14 protein-coding genes and 1 riboswitch are annotated in these 18,979 nt (G+C 65.2%); of the genes, 2 read left to right on the top strand and 12 right to left on the bottom strand.

Translation table 11 applies throughout. The annotated features are described in order from the left end of the window. The first annotated feature begins 16 nt into the window (after positions 1 to 16). The gene (locus N430_RS00615) at positions 17 to 3,154 is read left to right on the top strand and encodes an efflux RND transporter permease subunit (RefSeq protein ID WP_110632166.1); all 3,138 of its coding nucleotides are present in this window, start codon (positions 17 to 19) and stop codon (positions 3,152 to 3,154) included. A gap of 132 nt (positions 3,155 to 3,286) precedes the next feature. Here the strand turns inward: N430_RS00615 and N430_RS00610 are convergent, their stop codons facing one another. From N430_RS00610 to N430_RS00585, 6 genes are all read right to left on the bottom strand, one after another. After that, positions 3,287 to 4,621, bottom strand: a complete 1,335-nt coding sequence (locus N430_RS00610; RefSeq protein WP_110632169.1) for an MFS transporter — start codon at positions 4,619 to 4,621, stop codon at positions 3,287 to 3,289. 383 nt (positions 4,622 to 5,004) lie between these two features. Beyond that, complete coding sequence (locus N430_RS00605; protein WP_110632173.1) at positions 5,005 to 7,155, bottom strand: TonB-dependent siderophore receptor; 2,151 nt, start codon at positions 7,153 to 7,155, stop codon at positions 5,005 to 5,007. A 68-nt stretch (positions 7,156 to 7,223) separates the two neighbouring features. Then, on the bottom strand, positions 7,224 to 7,634 hold the full coding sequence (locus N430_RS00600; RefSeq protein WP_110632177.1) for a DUF2946 domain-containing protein: 411 nt from the start codon (positions 7,632 to 7,634) through the stop codon (positions 7,224 to 7,226). Between the two features lie 64 nt (positions 7,635 to 7,698). Continuing rightward, positions 7,699 to 8,475, bottom strand: coding sequence for a ParA family protein (locus N430_RS00595; protein WP_110632180.1), 777 nt, complete (start codon positions 8,473 to 8,475; stop codon positions 7,699 to 7,701). A 143-nt stretch (positions 8,476 to 8,618) separates the two neighbouring features. Then, on the bottom strand, positions 8,619 to 9,638 hold the full coding sequence (gene uvsE / locus N430_RS00590; protein ID WP_110632183.1) for a UV DNA damage repair endonuclease UvsE: 1,020 nt from the start codon (positions 9,636 to 9,638) through the stop codon (positions 8,619 to 8,621). Between the two features lie 180 nt (positions 9,639 to 9,818). Then, on the bottom strand, positions 9,819 to 10,298 hold the full coding sequence (locus N430_RS00585) for a hypothetical protein (protein ID WP_110632186.1): 480 nt from the start codon (positions 10,296 to 10,298) through the stop codon (positions 9,819 to 9,821). Between the two features lie 112 nt (positions 10,299 to 10,410). On the opposite strand from N430_RS00585, the gene N430_RS00580 reads away from it, so the two are divergent. Beyond that, positions 10,411 to 10,908, top strand: coding sequence for a GNAT family N-acetyltransferase (locus N430_RS00580; protein ID WP_110632189.1), 498 nt, complete (start codon positions 10,411 to 10,413; stop codon positions 10,906 to 10,908). Between the two features lie 11 nt (positions 10,909 to 10,919). Here the strand turns inward: N430_RS00580 and N430_RS00575 are convergent, their stop codons facing one another. From N430_RS00575 to N430_RS00550, 6 genes are all read right to left on the bottom strand, one after another. Further along, entirely contained in the window at positions 10,920 to 12,266 is a 1,347-nt protein-coding gene (locus N430_RS00575) for an OprD family porin (RefSeq protein ID WP_110632192.1), read from the bottom strand. Between the two features lie 18 nt (positions 12,267 to 12,284). Further along, a complete protein-coding gene (locus N430_RS00570; protein WP_371922747.1) occupies positions 12,285 to 13,064 on the bottom strand; it encodes an ABC transporter ATP-binding protein in 780 nt (259 codons plus the stop codon). Positions 13,065 to 13,069: 5 nt separating this feature from the next. Further along, positions 13,070 to 14,083, bottom strand: coding sequence for a FecCD family ABC transporter permease (locus N430_RS00565; protein WP_371922744.1), 1,014 nt, complete (start codon positions 14,081 to 14,083; stop codon positions 13,070 to 13,072). Then, on the bottom strand, positions 14,083 to 15,093 hold the full coding sequence (locus N430_RS00560; protein ID WP_110632200.1) for an ABC transporter substrate-binding protein: 1,011 nt from the start codon (positions 15,091 to 15,093) through the stop codon (positions 14,083 to 14,085). Before N430_RS00560 ends, N430_RS00565 begins: the two co-directional genes overlap by 1 nt. A 108-nt stretch (positions 15,094 to 15,201) precedes the next feature. Then, positions 15,202 to 15,403: riboswitch (cobalamin riboswitch) on the bottom strand. Between the two features lie 28 nt (positions 15,404 to 15,431). Then, entirely contained in the window at positions 15,432 to 16,598 is a 1,167-nt protein-coding gene (locus tag N430_RS00555; protein WP_110632203.1) for a DUF1624 domain-containing protein, read from the bottom strand. Positions 16,599 to 16,805: 207 nt separating this feature from the next. Next, complete coding sequence (locus N430_RS00550) at positions 16,806 to 18,923, bottom strand: TonB-dependent siderophore receptor (protein ID WP_110632206.1); 2,118 nt, start codon at positions 18,921 to 18,923, stop codon at positions 16,806 to 16,808. Positions 18,924 to 18,979 lie beyond the last annotated feature (56 nt).

The raw sequence follows: 18,979 nt of genomic DNA, 5'->3' as shown, positions 1-18,979 counted from the left end.
TTGCGGGGACGCTTGCATGTTCGAACGCCTGATCCAATTCGCCATCGAGCAGCGCCTGGTGGTGATGCTCGCCGTGGTGCTGATGGCTGCCGTGGGCATCCACAGCTACCAGAAACTGCCGATCGACGCGGTGCCTGATATCACCAACGTCCAGGTGCAGGTCAATACCGCAGCGCCGGGCTATTCGCCGCTGGAGACCGAGCAGCGCATCACTTTCGCCATCGAGACCGCCATGGCGGGCCTGCCGGGCCTGAAACAGACCCGCTCGTTGTCGCGCTCGGGGCTGTCGCAGGTGACGGTGATCTTCGACGATGGCACCGATATCTTCTTCGCCCGGCAACTGGTCAACGAGCGCCTGCAGGTGGCCCGCGAGCAGTTGCCCGAGGGCATCGAGGCCGGCATGGGGCCGATCTCCACGGGCTTGGGGGAAATCTTCCTGTGGACCGTGGAGGCCGAACAGGGCGCGCTCAAGGACGACGGCACGCCTTACACGGCGACCGACCTGCGGGTGATCCAGGACTGGATCATCAAGCCGCAGCTGCGCAATGTGCCTGGTGTCGCCGAGGTCAACAGCATCGGCGGCCACGCCAAGCAATACCTGATCGCCCCCGAGCCCAAGCGGCTGGCGGCCTACAAGCTCACCCTCAACGATCTGATCGCGGCGCTGGAACGCAACAATGCCAACGTCGGCGCTGGCTACATCGAGCGCAACGGCGAACAGTTGCTGATCCGCGCGCCGGGTCAGGTGGCCTCGGCCGAGGATATCGCCAACATCGTCATCTCCAGCGTCGACGGCACGCCGATCCGCGTCAGCCATGTCGCCCAGGTCGGCCTGGGCGAAGAGCTGCGCTCCGGCGCGGCCACCGAGAACGGCCGCGAAGTGGTGCTGGGTACGGTGTTCATGTTGATTGGCGAGAACAGCCGCACGGTGTCCCAGGCGGTGGCGGCCAAGCTCGCCGAGATCAACCGCAACCTGCCCAAGGGCGTGGTCGCGGTGACGGTCTACGACCGCACCAACCTGGTGGAAAAGGCAATCGCCACGGTGAAGAAGAATCTGGTGGAAGGCGCGATCCTGGTGATTGCCGTGCTGTTCCTGTTCCTCGGTAACATCCGCGCCGCGCTGATCACGGCCATGGTCATCCCGCTGTCGATGCTGTTCACCTTCACCGGCATGTTCAGCAACAAGGTCAGCGCCAACTTGATGAGCCTCGGCGCCCTGGACTTCGGCATCATTGTCGATGGTGCAGTGGTGATCGTCGAAAACGCCATCCGTCGCCTGGCCCATGCCCAGCAGCGCCATGGCCGCATGCTGACCCGTACCGAACGCTTCCACGAAGTGTTCGCTGCCGCCCGCGAGGCGCGCCGGCCGCTGATCTACGGGCAACTGATCATCATGGTGGTGTACCTGCCGATCTTTGCCCTGACCGGGGTCGAGGGCAAGATGTTCCACCCGATGGCCTTCACCGTGGTGATGGCACTGCTGGGCGCGATGATCCTTTCGGTGACCTTCGTGCCGGCAGCCATCGCGCTGTTCGTCACCGGCAAGGTCAAGGAAGAAGAGGGCGTGGTCATGCGCACCGCTCGCCAGCGTTATGCGCCGGTACTCGATTGGGTGCTGGGAAGGCGCAAGCTGGCGTTCGCCGCCGCCGCGGGCCTGGTGCTGCTGTCCGGGGTGGTGGCCAGCCGCATGGGCAGCGAGTTCATCCCCAGCCTCAGCGAGGGCGACTTCGCCTTGCAGGCGCTGCGCGTGCCAGGCACCAGCCTGTCGCAATCGGTGGACATGCAGCAGCGCCTGGAGCAGGCGATCATCGCCCAGGTGCCGGAGGTGGAGCGGGTGTTTGCCCGTACCGGCACTGCCGAGATCGCTTCCGACCCGATGCCGCCGAACATCTCTGATGCCTATGTGATGCTGCGCCCGCGTGAGCAGTGGGTCGACCCCGGCAAGCCCCGCGAGGAACTGATTGCCGAGGTCCAGCGCGCTGCTGCCAGCGTGCCGGGCAGCAACTACGAGCTGTCGCAGCCGATCCAGCTGCGTTTCAACGAGTTGATTTCCGGTGTGCGCAGCGATGTGGCGGTGAAGGTATTCGGTGATGACATGGATGTGCTCAACCGCACCGCCGCGCAGATCGCCAGCAGCTTGCAACAGGTGCCAGGTGCCTCGGAAGTGAAGGTCGAGCAGACCACCGGCCTGCCGGTGCTGACCATCGACATCGACCGCGACAAGGCCGCGCGCCATGGCCTGAATGTAGGTGACGTGCAGGACGCCATTGCCATTGCCGTTGGCGGGCGCACGGCGGGCACGTTGTATGAGGGCGATCGTCGCTTCGACATGGTGGTGCGCCTGTCCGAAAACCTGCGTACCGATGTCGAAGGTCTGGGCAGCCTGTTGATTCCGGTACCTGCCAGTGCCGCAGCCGGTGCGGCACAGATCGGCTTCATCCCGCTGTCGCAGGTGGCCACGTTGAACCTGCAACTGGGGCCGAACCAGATCGGCCGCGAGGATGGCAAGCGCGTGGTGGTGGTCAGTGCCAACGTGCGTGGGCGTGACCTGGGCTCGTTCGTCGAGCAGGCCGAACAGACGTTGCTCGAGCAGGTGCAGATCCCGCCGGGTTACTGGACCCGCTGGGGCGGCCAGTTCGAGCAGTTGCAGTCGGCGGCCGAGCGCCTGCGGGTGGTGGTGCCGGTAGCGCTGTTGCTGGTGATGGCCTTGCTGCTGATGATGTTCAACAACCTCAAGGACGGCCTGCTGGTGTTCACCGGAATTCCGTTTGCCTTGACCGGCGGGGTGCTGGCGCTGTGGCTGCGGGATATCCCGCTGTCGATTTCCGCAGGGGTGGGCTTCATTGCCCTGTCGGGTGTGGCGGTGCTCAATGGCCTGGTGATGATTGCCTTCATCCGCAGCCTGCGAGAGGAAGGGCGCAATTTACGTGCGGCGGTCGAGGAGGGGGCATTGACGCGCTTGCGGCCGGTGTTGATGACCGCGTTGGTGGCGTCGTTGGGGTTCATTCCAATGGCCTTGGCTACAGGGACCGGGGCCGAGGTGCAGCGGCCGCTGGCGACGGTAGTGATTGGCGGGATTCTGTCCTCCACGGCGCTGACGCTGTTGGTGTTGCCGGCCTTGTATCAATGGGCATACAGGCGCGAAGAGGATTGAGATCGCCGGGGCCGCTTTGCGGCCCATCGCAGGCAAGCCAGCTCCCACAGGTACAGCGCAAGCCTCCGGTCCTGTGGAGATCCTGTGGGAGCTGGCTTGCCTGCGATGGGCTGCAAAGCAGCCCCAAGGGCCTCAATTCGAAGTGCGAACTGCCGGGTTCACATCAACCCCCGCTTCATCATGCAACGATATCCGCGAAGTCTCCGGCAACGCCAACCCCCCCACCAGCGCCACCAGCGCAATCACCACCAGGTAGAACGCCGGCGCCAGGCTGCTGCCGGTCTGCCCGATCAACCAGGTCGCCACCAGCGGCGCAGTCCCACCAAACAAGGTGTAGGCGACGTTGTAGGTAATCGCCGAAGCGGTATAGCGGGTACGGGTCGGGAAACTCTCCGACAGCAACGCCGCCGTTACCACGCCACTGCACAGCGCCCCCACCGCCAGCAGGATCACCCCCAGCAGCGCCCCCGACATCGAGCCGGAACTGGCCAGCCAGTAAGCGGGGAACACACAGACCATCACCCACAGGCAGGTAAAACCAATGGTCTTGCGCCGCCCGACCCGGTCCGAAAAGGCCCCGGCCAGCGGGCAACCGACGGCCGCGAACAGCAACGCCACGGTAGTCACCAACAGCGACTGGGCACGGGTCAGGTTGCCGACCAGTTGCAGGTAGGTGGCGAAGTAAGTGGTGAACATGTAGAACGACAACGCCGTCAGCGAGATGAACATGCCCAGGTTGCGAATCGCCCGGCCGTGGTGGCGCAGGGTCTCCTTGAGTGGCGAATGTTCATGTTCCTTGCCCTGGGCGACGGCCTCGCGAAATGCCGGGGTTTCCTCCATGCGCCAGCGCAGGTACAAGCCCACCAGCCCCAGCGGCGCCGCCACCAGGAACGGGATGCGCCAGCCCCATGCGGTCATGGCCTCGGCCGACAGGCTGGCTTCCAGGCCATAGGCGATCACCGCTGCACAGGCAAAGGCGGAGAAGGTCGACACCGGCACGAAACTGCCATAGAACGCACGTTTGTTTTGTGGCGCATGCTCCATCAGGTAGGCGCAGGCGCCGGCGTATTCACCGCCGGCCGAGAAGCCCTGCAGGCAACGCGCCAAGGTCAGCAGCGCCGGTGCCGCAAGGCCGATGCTGGCGTAGGTCGGCAGCAGGCCGATCAAGGTGGTGGAGCCGGCCATCAGCAGGATGGTCAGCGACAGGATGCGCTTGCGCCCCAGGCGGTCGCCAAGCGCGCCGAACACGATGCCGCCGAGTGGGCGCAGGGCGAAGGCCACGGCAAACACGGCGAAGGTCTTGAGCAGGGCGACGCTGGCATCTTCGCTGGCGAAGAACTGGCTGGCGATCAGCGTGGCGAGGAAGCCATAGACGGCGAAGTCGAACCATTCGACGAAGTTGCCGATGGCCGAGGCGGCGATGACCCTGCGCAGGGTGGCGGGGGATACCTCATGCGATGCAGACATACGGAAGCTCTCCGGTTTCCATAGGCAGCCTGGATGAATGTGGCGCGCTCAGGCGCGCCATCGTTGTTATCAGGGCCAGTAGACCGAGGAGCGCGGTGGGGCGCTTCGTTCAGGGCGACATCGGGATATCTGTTTCGACCGCAGGCGGTTATTGCCGGCCGACTCGCCACGGCGCGTATTCCAGCTCGCTGTAGCTATTGGCCATGCCGTGCATGTCTGCCGAAAACAAAGGAACCACCTTGACTTGCCTGAGCCGGAGCGTCATGTGCCGGCGTGGATGAGGGTGCACATTATCACTGAAGGCGATCTAGGAAATGAGTGATTGGTGGGTAGGAGATTTCTTTAAGTCTGTGCCGGTGCGTTAGCCGGCACAGACTCAAGCGTCAGAAGCGCAAGTCCAGCGCCACCTCGAACGTGCGCGGTGCCCCCATGTAGTACTGCAGCCCATAGGCCTGCTTGGCATACACCTCATCGGTCAGGTTGCGCACCCGCCCGGTGATCGTGGTGTGTTCATCCAGCCGATAGCGGGCAAAGGTGCCGAACAAGGTATAGGCCGGCGCCTTGAGGGTGTTGGCGTTGTCGGCGTACACCGAGCCGACATAGCGCGCATCCACCCCCGCCGACCAGGCCGAGGTGAAGCTGTAGGTCAGCCACAGGTTGGCGACATTGGCCGGCACGTTGACCGGGGCATTGCCCTTGCGCGATACCGACACGCCGTTGACCGCTTCATTGAACTCATCGTATTGCGCATCGACATAGGCGTAGTTGCCCTCGGCCAGCAACTTTGGCGTGACCTGCAGCCGCCCGGACAGCTCGATCCCGCGGGACGTCTGCTGCCCGGCCTGGACGGTCAGGTTGGGGTTGCTCGAATCGCGCACTGCAAAGTCCTTGCGCACGATCTGGTACAAGGCCACGGTCGCCGCGCCGCGCCCTTCGAGGAAGTCGAACTTGCTGCCCGCTTCCCATTGCTCGCCCTTGGACAGGTCGAAGGTGCCGACGTTGGCGTAGGTGGCCGCCGCCAGCGAACCGGCTGGCAGGTCGGCGGCGGTGCTGTACTGGGCGTAGAGGCTGGCCGACGGCGTCAGTTCGTAGGTCAGGCCGATGCGCCCGGACAGCGGTTCCCAGCGCCGCTCGAAGTACGCTGGCGAGGTCGGTGTCACCGCGCCGTAGTTGGTTACCTCCATGTCCAGATAGTCGTAGCGCAGGGCTGTGAGCAAGGCCAGGCGCTCGGTCAGTTGCAGGCGGTTTTCGGCGAACACGGCGCGGTTGCTGGTGACATGCCGGCGTTGCTTGGTCAGCCCGGCGTTCACCCCGGGGATGTCGTAGAAACTGCCCGGGTCGAAGTGGTCCGGGTCGACCACATCGGTCCAGCTCCCGGACGTCGGGTACACGGTCTGGCGCATGTGCGAGTAGTCCAGGCCCAGTGACCACTGGCTGGCCAGGCCGAACAGCTGGTTGTCGTGGCGCAGTTCGATGCGGTCGCCCAGCACGCTCTGTTCATGGCGCTGCAGGTAAGGGCTGCCACGCTGCACATTGCCGTCGCCGGTGTAGCTGTAGCGCTCTACGTTGCGGTAATCGCGCTGGGCGCTGTAGTGGTACAGGGTGTTGTGCAGGCTGGTGCTGTCGTTGACCTGGTAATCGAGCATCGAGCGCAGCCAGCGCACCCGCTGCTCGTAGCGGCCATCGGCGACGTTGTAGTTCTCGAAGCGGCGGCTGTTGTCGATCTTCAGGGTGCTGCGCCCCGGCAGGATCGGCGCGCCCCAGTAGGGGCTGTCCTCGCGGTCCTCCTGGTATTCCAGCGCCAGGGTGTGGGTCAGGTCGGGCGTCAGGTCGCTGAGCAGGGAAAACGCCAGGCTGTCGGTCTTGCGCTGGTTACGGTCGATGTAGCCATTGCTGCCGGTGTGGCTGAAGTCCAGGCGCATGAAATGGCGGGCATCGGCCGGGTTGCTGGCCAGTGCCTGATTGATCCCGAAGGCCACTTCCGAGTCGTCGTAGCTGCCGTAGCGCACGCGGCCGTGGATGATCTGCTGGTCACGGCTGGCGGTCTTGCTGATGTAGTTGATCGAGCCGCCCACGGCGCCTGCGCCATGCAGGAAGGACGACGGCCCGCCAAGCAGCTCGACGCGGTCCAGCACCCAGGCGTCCACCGGCCGGGTGGCGCTGCTGTAGCCGAGGTTGATGCCGTTGTAGAGCTGGGTCACCTGGTTCTGGGTGAAGCCGCGGTAGCTGACGAAACCGCCATAGCCGGGGTTGGCCGATGCGTTCACGCCCGTCATGGCGTTGATCACATCCTGGCTGTCCTTGGCGCCGCGTTCTTCGATGATGCGCCGGTCCGATACGCTGACCGACGCGGGGGTTTCCCGTGCGGTGAGGCCCAGCCGCGAGCCGGTGCTGATCGGCTCGTCCAGTTGCACGCCGGAAGGCGCATCGCGCTCACCGTCGATGGTGGTGGCGTTGAGTTCGACGGCGGCATCGTCCGCCCAGGCAAAGGTGCAGGTGCCCATGAGGAGCACCAGGGAGGTATTGCGGAGCATGTTGTTATGTCTTCCACGCAAAGGTCATGGCTGACGGCGAGCGCGCAGGCAGGCGCACCCGGCTGAAGTCAGGCGATCTGAGTAACGGCTGCGGGGAAGACGGCAGGGGGAGCGCGGGGGGTAAGGGCAGGGCGTTGGTAACGGGGCGGTGGTTGCGCCCAGCTGCGCACGACGATGGGCGAGGTGGCAGTGGCGTGTGCAGGGCTGAACGACCAGCTGTTGCTGACCAGCGGCACCGCCAGGCCGAACGAGGAGCACACCGGGCAGTCGAGCTGGGCCATGTGCTGGTCGCCACCGGCGCCGTCGAGGTCGATGGCCACGCCGTGCTCGCTGTTGATCGAGCAGAAACCACCTTCCAGGCCGGCCAGGCGCAGGCCGCCCATCTGGCCGTGATGCAGGCCACACAGCAACAGGCTGAAGAGGACGCTGGCATAGAGCGTCCAGGCAGTCAGCGTGCGAGTGTGCCGGGTGATTTTCATGGCGGCGAATCTATCACCCGGACGAACGGCAGGGTAGTGCCTGGCTGTGGCGTGTTGTCGCAGTTCAGGCGGCGCGTTCGAGCACGTCCAGCAGCTCGATGAACTCCTGCGTCAACTTGTGGCGGGGCGCCATGTGCACCAGCGGCACCGAAACCTGGTGCGATTCGCGCATCTTTATCGAGCTGCTGAGGTACACCGGCAGTACCGGCATGCCTTCGGCGCGCAACTGATCGACCAGGGTCTGGTGCAGCGCGGTGCGCCCGGCGAACTGGTTGACCACCACGCCTTCCACCTGCAGCGCCGGGTTGTGGTCCTGGCGCAGTTCCTCGACTTCGGCCATGACGCTGAGCAGCGCCTGGCGCGAGAAGCTGTCGCAGTCGAACGGGATCAGCAGGCGTTCGGCGGCCACCAGGGCGCTGAAGGTATAGAAGTTCAGCGCAGGCGGAGTGTCGATGTAGATCCGCTCATAGTCCTCGCCCAGCTCCACCAGCAGCTTGCGCAGCTTGTTGATCTTGTACTTGCTCTCCAGCTTGCTCTGCAGGTCGCTAAGGTCAGGGCTGGCGGTCACCAGGTGCAGGTTGTCGTAGCGGGTTTCGGTGATCGCCACGCGGTGCTTCTTGCCGGAGGCGGTGACCGGCGAGAGGGTCTGGCGGAAGAAGTCGGCGATGCCGGCGGGGATGGCGTCGTCGGTCAGCCCGGTGAGGTAATAGGTGGCGTTGGCCTGCGGGTCGAGGTCGACCAGTAACGTGCGATAGCCTTCGGCGGCGCTGGCCGCGGCGAGGTTGCAGGCGATGCTCGATTTGCCCACGCCACCTTTCTGATTGAAAACCACACGACGCATGAGACGTTCATCCATGAAGAGAGAAAATGTCAGGTTGGGGTCAATCCTATGACTGAAACACGACAGATTTATGACAACTCTTGAAACAATAGTTAAGTTCATCTTTTTCGAAGCTCAAGCGGTCTGTTGCGGTGTTTTTGCGGTCATGGCCGCTCGACATATCGCCGGTAGAAATCCAGAGTGGCCAGGTTCTTGTCCTTGGCCTCGAACATGATGTCGAAGCGGTCGATGAACTGCAGGGCGTAGCGGTTGGTCCAGTCGTTCCACATCTGCGCGCTGTGCTGATACAGGTCACGCTTGTTCACCTTCTCCAGCAACGCCGGGATGGTCAGCTTGCTGTCAGCGTCGAAGCCCAGTGCCAGCAAGCGCTCCGGCGGCTGTGAGTAGTGCATGGTCGGCCGCACACCTCGCCAACTGTCAATGATCCGCGCCACGCGCGGGTCGTGGGGGGCGATGTAGTCGCCCTCGTGGATCCAGCAGTGGTGAATGTCCAGCACCACCGGCGCAAGGTCGGCCAGTGCCAGGCAGTCGTCGACGCCATAGGTCTTCTCATCGTTCTCGAAGGTGATCACGTTGCGCGCCACCTGCGACAACCTTGGCCACACCTGGCGCACACCAGCCGCGCCCAGGCGCCCGGCGATATGCACATTGCACTTGAAGTCCTGAAAGCGCTGGCCGAAGCCCATCATGCGGATCATGTCGGCGTGGTATTCGAATTCGGCCAGGCTGTTCTCCACCACCTCGGGGCGGTCCGAGCCGAGCACGCAGTATTGGCCGGGGTGAAAAGACAGGCGCAGATCCTGGTCGCGGGCCAGCGAGCCGATGGCGGCGAAGCGTTCGGCCATCAAGGCCTGGAACTCGGTGTCGCGATAGATCGGCCCTACGCTGGGGTGGCTGTAGAGCGGCAGCAGGTCGCTGCTCAGGCGCACCATGCGCAGCATCGGCGGCAGTTCACTGACGTAGGCCAGCAGGCGCAATTGGGCGTCGAGGTTGTGCTGCACCAGCTCGAGCAGCTTCGCTCGGGCTGCTTCCTGGGTGGCACCGGACAGCCATCGCAGCGTGGTGGTGCGCGGGTTGAAGGCGCGCTCGATGGTCTCCAGTTCTTTCACCGACAGGCTGCGGTGGGGGTGGCGGTACATGCAGGCGAAGCCCAGGCGGGGCATGGTCAGTCTCCAAGGGGCGGGATATCTGTTCGACCCGGCATTTGGGGGAAAGATCACCTCAACATGTGCTGGCCTCTTCGCGGGCAAGCCCGCTCCCACGGCCTGAAGCCTGTGCTATCCCCTGTGGGAGCGGGCTTGCCCGCGAAGAGGCCAGTGCAGGAGAAAGCTGGAGCCCAAGGCTCAGGACTCTGGTTTCTCCAGAGCTTGCAACTCATCCTCGACCTGCTGCATCCGCTGCTCGGCCAGTGCCTGCACCTTCTCGTCCTGCGCCGTTTCGCGCATCAGCCCGGTGAGCTTGTCGCTCAGGCGCTTGCCTTCTTCGGTCTGTTCCAGCGCCTTGGCCTTGGCCGGGTCGCGGGTAGCGGCAACGATGGTGGCGAATTCGGCGTCGCTGAAGTTCTTCTCGCTGTAGAGCTTGTACAGGTCCTGGCGCTGGTCCTCGACGGTGAGGTGCTTGCGCAGGACGTTGCTGATGGTGGCCGCATCGAGCTGCGGGTGGGTGCGGGTGAGCAGCGCGGCCATGCGCTCGATGTTGTGGTCGTAGGCTTCCTGCAGCGGCAGGTTAGCCAGAATCTGCTCTTCGCGGGTGGGCTTCTGGTCGCAGGCAGCGAGGGCGGCAGTGAACAGCAGGGGGAGCAGCAACGTGTGGATGCGGGGCATTGGGGGTGGCCTTGGGCGCGTGTTTCAGAGGGGGTGATTATAGCGGTGTCGGGTTGTCAGCCATCACTCCCTGAGGTAGAAAACCGTTCGTCCAAACCACGTTTTCAGGCCCATGACCCACTGGACCATTCAATCGCCCAACCCTGACCGCATCAGCGAAGTCGTGGCCTTCATCGACGACGCCCGCCGCGGATTGTTCCCGATGCTGGCCGGTTCGCCATTGCCGAAGGACCTGGCCCATTTCGCCGAAACTTACCTGGAAGGCCAGGGCCATTTTCTCGAAGCCCGCGACCGTGGCCAGTTGATCGCAGGCATCGGCTATCTGCCCTACGACCATCGCTTCGCCCAGCTCGACTACCACGGCAGGCGGGTGGTCGAGGTGGTGCGCCTGTTCGTGCTGCCCGAGTACCGCCGTCATGGCCTGGCGGCGGCATTGTTCGCTGCCTTGCGCGAGCACGCCGGTGCCGCTGGGGTCGAATGCCTGTACCTGCATACCCACCCGTTTTTGCCCGGCGCGATCCGCTTCTGGGAGCGCCAGGGCTTTGCAGTGATCGATGTGGAGGACGACCCGCTGTGGCGCACCACGCACATGGAGCATTGGCTGGCCTGATTGGGCTTGTGTCAGAAACTGCCTGACAAAGGCCACTCCACTGCCAAGCGAATCTGGTCGCCATCGAGCTCCGCCTGCGCCGTGTTGCCACGGTGCATATTGTGCCGCAGCGAGAAGGTGGTGCCCTTGGCCTTGCCACTCTGCACCACGTAGCGCGCCTCGAGGTCCCTTTCCCAATGCTTGCCACCCTTGCCATAACCCAGGTACGCATAGCCGCCATTGGGGTCGACGTGGCTGCCGTCGATATCGAAGCCGCGTACATACAGGGCGGTCAGGTTCAGCCCCGGAATGCCGTAGCCGCCCATGTTCAGGTCATAGCGCGCCTGCCATGACTTTTCGTTCGGTGCGTTGAAGTCGGACATCTGCACGGCGTTGGCGATGTAGATCGCCCCGCGGGTGACGTAGTCGAACGGCGTGTTGCCATCCACTTGCTGCCAGCCGAGGCCGAAACTGTGCGGGCCCTGGCTGTAGCGCGAGACCAGGCTCCAGGTGGTGTTGTCGATACGCCCGGACAGCGCCTTGCCGGTGTCAGTGGTGCGGTACAGGTTGAGGTCCAGGCTCAGGCTGCGGCGGTCGTCCAAGGCATGGCTGAGGGTGCTGCCGAGGTAGTGTTGGTTCCAGGTGTCTTGGTAGCGCGAGGTGTACAGGCTGCCGCTGAAGGCGGCGCCGGGGTTCCACACCAGGCCGGCGAGGTCGAAGCTGTTGCCCTGGCGGCCGTCGGAGTAGTTCACCACAAAGCCCTGGTCGTGGCTGGACGCGTTGCGGTCGGTGCTTTCGTTGAAGTGGCCGGCGACCAGCTTGAGGGTGTCGATCTCGCTGCTGGTCAGGAACAAGCCCGTGGCCGTTTCGGGCAGCAGGCGGCTGTCCGAGGAGCTGAACACAGGCGTCTTCACCCGCTGTTCGCCCCAGGACAGCACCGTATTGGATACCCGCAGTTTCAGCGCCGCGCCGCCCCGGCTGTATTCGTTCTTGGGGTGGCCGTCGTTGTCCAGGCTCAGCAGGCGCGCCTTGCCGGCACGGCCGCCACCGCTGTCGAGCTGCACGCCCTGATAGGCGTGGGCATCGACGCCGACGCCGATCAGGCCTTGGGTGAAACCGGACTGGAACGTGCCCATCAGGCCGTAGGCCCATTCCTCGGCCAGGCCGTTACGTTCGCTGCGTGGCTTGTAGGCATTGCGCGCGCCGCTGTTGCGCCCGCCGTGCTTGTAGTCACGCTGGTCGTAGACGGTGCGGTTGAGGATGTTCCAGCTGCTGTCTTCGACGAAGCCATTGCTTTGAGACTGCGCCGAATCTGCCTGGGCGAACGGGGCGAAGATTGTCAGTGGCAAGGCGATTACAGCAGCGGGGCGCAACAACATGCGGGAACGTCCTGTCATTCAAGGGGCGCGGAAGCGCAGGATGCGCGCGCCGTCGAAAGGGTCGGTGAGGTAGTGGGCGTGCACGCCGAAGGTGCTCAGCAGGCGCTCCGGGGTGAGCACCTCCAGCGGCTTGCCGAGGGCCACCAGGTGGCCTTTGTCGAGCACCGCCAGGCGGTCGCAGGTCAGCGCCTGGTTGAGGTCGTGCAGGGCCACCAGCGTGGTCACCGGCAGTGCCTGCACCTGTTGCAGCAGGCTCAGCTGGTGCTGGATGTCGAGGTGGTTGGTCGGCTCGTCGAGCAGCAGCACCTGCGGGCGCTGGGCCAGGGCGCGGGCGATGTGCACGCGCTGGCGCTCGCCGCCGGACAGCGAGCTCCAGACCCGTTCACCCAGGTGCGTGGCGTCGAGGTCGGCCAGGGCCTGCTCGACGATGGCCCGGTCCTCCCGGGAGAACGGCGCCAGCGCCGACAGCCAGGGCGTGCGCCCCAGCGCGACGGCATCGAACACGCTGATCGCATCGAGGGTGTCGGCCTGCTGTTCGACCAGCGCCAGCGCCTGGGCGACGCGCCGGCGTGGCAGGCGCGCCAGGGGCTCGCCGAGCAACTGCACAGTGCCGGTGCCCGGCGTGCGCAGCCCGGCCAGCAACTTGAGCAGGGACGACTTGCCCGAGCCGTTGGGGCCGACGATGCCCAGGGTTTCACCGGCCATCACGTTGAGGTCGATGTTGCACAGCACGGTGTTGCCAGACAGTTGCAGGCCCAGCCCCCGGCAGGCGAGTGGTGCTACGTGTACGGTATTCATGACGGTCATGGGCGCCCCCGGCGGCTGACCAGGATCAGCGCGAACACCGGCGCGCCGATCAAGGCAGTGACCACGCCGACCGGAATCACCTGGCCAGTTATCAGCGTGCGCGACAGCACATCGGCGGCAATCAGGAACAGCGCGCCGCCCAGGGCGCTGGCCGGCAGCAGGCGGCTATGGCCGGGGCCGAGCAGCAGGCGCAGGGCGTGGGGGATGACTAGGCCGACGAAGCCGATGGCGCCGACGATCGACACCATCACTGCCGTTACCAGTGCCGCGCAACTGATCAGCAGCAAGTGCGTGCGGCGCACGGCAATGCCCAGCGAGGCCGCCGAGTCGGCGCCGAAGGTGAAGGCATCCAGCGCCCGGCGGTGCCACAGGCAAACCACCAGCCCGAACAGCGCCACCGGCAATGCCATCCACACCGAAGGCCAGCGCACGCCGCTGAGGTTGCCCAGCAGCCAGAACAGGATGCCGCGCGCCTGCTCGGCGGTGGCCGACTTGGTGATGAGGAACGCTGTAAGGGCCGTGAACAGCTGCGAGCCGGCAATGCCGGCGAGGATCACCTGGGCGTTGTTGCTGCTTGGCCCGGCTGCACGGGCCAGCACCAGCACCAGAGCGAAGGCCGCCAGGGCACCGATGAAGGCGCCGCCGGACATGCTCAGGGCTACGCTGCCCAAGCCCAGCAGGCCGACCAGCACCGCGCCGGTCGAGGCGCCGGCGGACAGCCCGAGCAGGTAGGGCTCGGCCAGCGGGTTGCGCAGCAGCGCCTGAAGGATTACTCCACAAGTCGCCAGCCCCGCGCCGCAGGCGGCGGCGACCAGGGCGCGGGTCAGGCGGTAGTTCCAGACGATGCCGGCGTCGATCGGGTCGACCGGGTAACCGGCCTGCCACAGGTGGTTGGCCAGCACCTGGCAGACCAGTTGTGGCGACAGGTTGGTTTCGCCGATGGCGGTACCGGCCAGCACGGCCGCGAGCAGGGCCAGCAAGGCCAGGGCAGTGTAGGGCAGGGCTTTCATCACTGCGCCGCTTTACCGCTGGCGAAGGCCGCAGACAGGGTCTGCAGGCCACGGAACAGGCGGATGCCGGCCTGCATGGCGTCGGCGTCGAGGATGATGATGCGGTTGTTCTTCACCGCGTCCATGTTCTTCGTCACCGGGTCGCTGTGGAGGAATTCGAGCTTCTTCTGGTAGTCGTCTGCAGGGAAGCGGCGGCGGTCCATCCGCGCGATGATCAGCCAGGTCGGGTTGGCCTTGGCCAGGGTTTCCCAGCCCACGGTCGGCCATTCTTCGGTGGACTCGACCACGTTGCGCACGCCCAAGGTGCGCAGCATGAAGTCGGCCACGCCCTGGCGACCGGCAACGTAGGGGTCGATGCCGAGGTCGGCGCTGGAGAACCAGAACAGTGCCGAGGTCTGCGACAGGTCCTTGCCGGCCAGTTGCTGCCTGGCGCCATCCAGGCGTGCCTTGAGGTCGGCGTTGAGTGCGGCGCCGCGGTCCTGCACGTCGAAGATCTCGGCCAGCTGGCTGATGCTCTTGTAGATGCTCTCGACCTGGAACGCCTGCAGGCGGGTGCCGTCGGCGCCGACCAGGTTGTCCTTGCCTTCGCAGTCCGAGGGCAGCAGGTAGGTGGGGATCTTCAGCTCACTGAACTGCTCGCGGGTGGCGACCGCGCCCTGGGCGCCGACCATCCACTCGAACTGCACCGCCACCAGTTGCGGGCGCTTGCCGACCACGGCTTCGAAGCTGGGCTCGTTGTCGGCCAGGCGCGGCACCTTGTCGTTCAGTGCCTGATATTCGGGCAGTACGTTGTTGAACCACAGCGAGCTGCCGGCCAGCTTGTCGCCCAGGCCCAGGGCGTAGAGCATCTCGGTGCCGGCCTGGCCGATAGTGACCGCACGCTCAGGCGCCTGGGCGAAGGTCTGCGGCGCGCCACAGTTGTCGACGGTCAGCGGATAGTGAGTGGCGGCGGCCTGGGCCAGGCCGGTGAGGCTCAGGCCGGCGAGCAAGGTGGCGATACGGGGCAGCATGCTGGGTGATCTCCTGTCGGTCAGTTCGGGTGAGGAACGCACGGACAGGCATCGCCGAACCCCTGCGCGTGCAGGGGCAACACGGATGGCCATCCCGGACACCCCGCCGGTTGGTGAATGTGTGCCGGCAGGTCTCCTGACTGGTGCGTCCTCGCCCGGCTCCGGCCTTCCCGGATCATGATCCAGTGGCATCGATGGAGCAGGCTCGGCACCTACAGTTGCGGGGGCAGTTCCGATTGGCACGCCTGGTTGGGCGGGCCCGGGATTCCCTATTAATTCCGTGGTGGAAACCGGCGGGCCGCATGGTAGACCATCCGGCTGCCGGGTGAAACGCCAAATCAGAAGTACTTCAGCCAGCGGATGTCGCGCCGGCGTGCCTTGAGCCGGGCAAACCAGTACACCGGCAAGTACAGCGCCGTCGCCAGCAGCAGCGCGGCCAGCCACACCGCGCCGATGCCGTCGAAGCCGAAGTAGTCGCCCTGGTTGAGGCCGAACAGCGCCACGCAGGCCAGGTACAGCAGCTTGAGCACGTACAGGTGCAGCAGGTAGAAGAACATCGGTGCTGCGCCGAACACCGCCAGGGCGCCGATCCAGCGGGCCAGCCCGGCGCGCTCGAAGGCGCGCAGCAACAGCAGGCCGCAACCCAGGGTCAGGGCCAGGAACAGCAGCGAGGGTGGGTATTTGGTGATGTTGAAGAAGCTCATCAGCGTCTGGGTGATGGTCGGGTAGCCGCTCCACGGCGCCTCGCCGTAGCCGTTGTAGATGCGCAGCACCATGAAGCCGAGCAGGGCGAGGGCGCCGGCCATCAGCAGACGGTGCTGGCGTTCGCCGGCATCGCTGCCACGGGCGAACCACGGGCCGAGGCCGTAGCCCAGGGCAATGACGCCGATCCACGGCAGCACCGGGTAGGAAGTGCGCAGGCGCAGGTTGTCCGAGACCTCCAGCCAGCCGCGGTCATGCAGGATCGCCCACGGCACATGCAGGGCCGATTGCGCGTCGAAGTGCAGGCCATCGAGCAGGTTGTGCCCGGCGATGATCAGCGCACCCAGGGCAAGCAGGGCAGGGCGCGGCAGCCACACCAGCAGCGACAGCGCGATCATGCTCACGCCGATGGCCCAGATCACCTGCATGTAGACCACGCTCGGCGGCAGCTGGAAGGTCCAGGCGAAGTTGACCAGGGTGAACTCCAGGACCACCAGGAACAACCCACGCTTGAACAGGAACGCCGAGACATCGCTGCGACCCTGGTACTTCTCGCCATACAGCCAGGCCGACAGGCCGGTGAGCAGGACGAACACCGGGGCGCACAGGTGGGCCAGGGTGCGGCTGGCGAACAGCGACGGGTCGGTGGCGTCGATGGCCATCGGGTCGCTGACCTGGCGGTGCAGGAAGAAGGTTTCACGCACGTGGTCGAGCAGCATGAACAGGATCACCAGGCCGCGCAGGGCATCGATGCTCTGCAGGCGCTGGGTGAGCTGGGTTGGGAGGGCTGAGGCGCTGGTCATGGAAAGAAGTCGCAGGCAGGAATTAGTGTCAAATGAAACGTTATCTTATAACTATTTAATTTACAGTTGATAGCGGTTTTTTGTGTTGCCTGTACCGGCCCTTTCGCGGGTGAACCCGCTCCCACAGGTTATGTGTAAGCCCTGAAGCCTGTGCTATCCCTGTGGGAGCGGGTTCACCCGCGAAGAGGCCGGTACAGGTGGCTCAGATCAGAAGGTGTAATCCACAGTAGCGAAGTACGACCTTGGCGCGCCCATCACCCACTGCTCGCCACTGAACACCGACGCCACATACTCCCGGTCGAACAGGTTGTTGACCTGCAACCCCAGCCGAACATCCGGCAACACCTGCCAGCCAATGTTGGCATCGACCACGGTGTACCCCGGCGCACGCTGGCTATTGGCCGTGTCGGCATAACGCTCATCCACATACCGCGCGCCAATCCCGGCCTCGACCTGCTGGCCGAAGCCCTTGCTCAGCCACAGGTTGGCGGTGCGCCGTGGCACATTGGCCGGGCGGTTGCCGGCGCGATCTAGTGCCACGCCATCGACCACCTCGTCGAAGTCATCGTATTTCGCCCGCACCAGCGCGGCATTGGCCGACACCTGCCACTGCTGCCCCAGGGCCAGTTCCAGCGATGCCTCCAGGCCATCGGAGGTCTGCTGCCCGGCCTGTTGCGCCTCGTGGGTGATCGGGTCATCCACCAGCAGCTTCTTCTTGACGATATGGAACGCCGCCAGCGTCCACTCGCCACGGCCCTCCCAGAAGCGCTGCTTGAGGCCCAGCTCGGTCTGCTTCGCCTCGGTCAGGTCGTAGTGCATCTGCGACGGGCTCAGGCTGACCAGGTTGTCCACCCCGTCCTCGCTGGTGGAGTACTGGCCGTACAGCGACAGGTCGTCGGTGACGGCGTACACCAGCCCGGCGCGCCAGTTGCCGCCTTGCAGGCTGCGGTCGCTGCGGCTGCCGTCGAGCAGGTTGTCGCGGTCGATGTGGTTCTGGTCGCGGCGCACGCCGGTCACCAATGACAGGCGCTCGCTGAGCTGCAGGCGGTTCTCGGCGAACAGGGCAAAGGTGTGGGTGGTGGACAGCGTCTGTGGGCGGGTTGGCGAGTCGCTGTGGAACCAGCCCGGGGTCGGCTGCCAGGGGTCGATGTAGTCGCCGCCCACGTCGTTGTATGGCCGGTTGCTGTCGACGTTGAAGCGCACCTTGTTGTATTCGACACCGACCAGCGTCTTGCTGGCCAGGCCGAACAGGCTGTGGTCGAAGGTGAAGGTCTGGCGGTCGCCGATCTGCTCCTGGTTGTGCTTGATCTCCAGGTAGCTCTGGCGCTCCAGCAGCTCACGATCGGCGTCCCAGCTGTAGTTCTCGGCATTGCGCCAGTGGCGGCGGCTCTTGATGTAGTAGAGCTGGTTGCTGGCGCTGAGCTGGTCGTTGATCGTCCAGTCGGTGGTGAAGCGGGTCCACTCGTCGTGGTAGCGCTGCTCGTCGTTCTGGATGTTGTAGTTCTTCTTGCGCAGGCTGCTGCGGTAATGGCCGTCGATCAGCGGCGTGCCGTAATAGTTGGCAGGCTGGGCGTCGCCGCGCTCGTGGGCGAGGGTGAAGCTCAGCGCGTCGCTGGCATCGAAACGCAGCGCGGCACTGAGCGCCAGGCTGCGCGAGTCGGTGCGGTCGACCCAGCCGTTGCCGGCCTGCTGGTTCAGGGTCAGGCGATAGCTCAGGCGCTCGCTGAGGCTGCCGCCGCTGTCCAGGCCCAGTTGCTGGCGGTCCCAGGAGCCGTAGCCCAGGCGCAGGCGGTTGTGGATGTCGCCAGCGAACGGCTTTTTCGGGATCACGTTGATCACCGCGCCGGTCGCGCCTTCGCCATACAGCACCGAAGCCGGGCCGCGGATGACGTCGATCTGCTCGACCATCCACGGGTCGACCGGGAAGGTCTGGGTGCCGGCCCCGGTGTACAGGCGCGCGCCGTCGAACAGGGTCATCACCGAGCCATGGCCGGTGAAACCACGCGCCGACAGGCCGGTGCCGCCATCGCCCGGGTTGCCGATGAAGGTGATGCCGGGCGAGCGGGTCACGGCGTCCTGCACGGTGAGGTTGTTGCGCTGCTCGATCTGTTCGGCAGTGATGCTGCTGGTACTGGCCGGGGTTTCCAGAGCAGTGAGGTTCAGCCGTGAACCGGCCTCGGTCGGCGTGGCCAGGTCGACGTGCTGTGGGTCACGGCTATCGGTGATGGCCGTGGAAGGGAGGTTCAGCACAGGTTGGTCGGCCAGGGCTGGCAGCGTGACGGCCAGGCAGGCCGCCAGGGGGTGAAGCTTGATGAATCGGGACATGTCGTTCCACTGCTGCAGGAATGAATGGATCCCGGTGGAAAACACGCAAAGGCACA

The sequence above is a fragment of the Pseudomonas sp. CC120222-01a genome (genome assembly GCF_003097235.1).
In the GTDB taxonomy this organism is placed as follows: Bacteria; Pseudomonadota; Gammaproteobacteria; order Pseudomonadales; family Pseudomonadaceae; genus Aquipseudomonas.
Note: the sequence above shows the minus strand (reverse complement) of the source record. Positions and strands in the feature narration are given on the sequence as shown.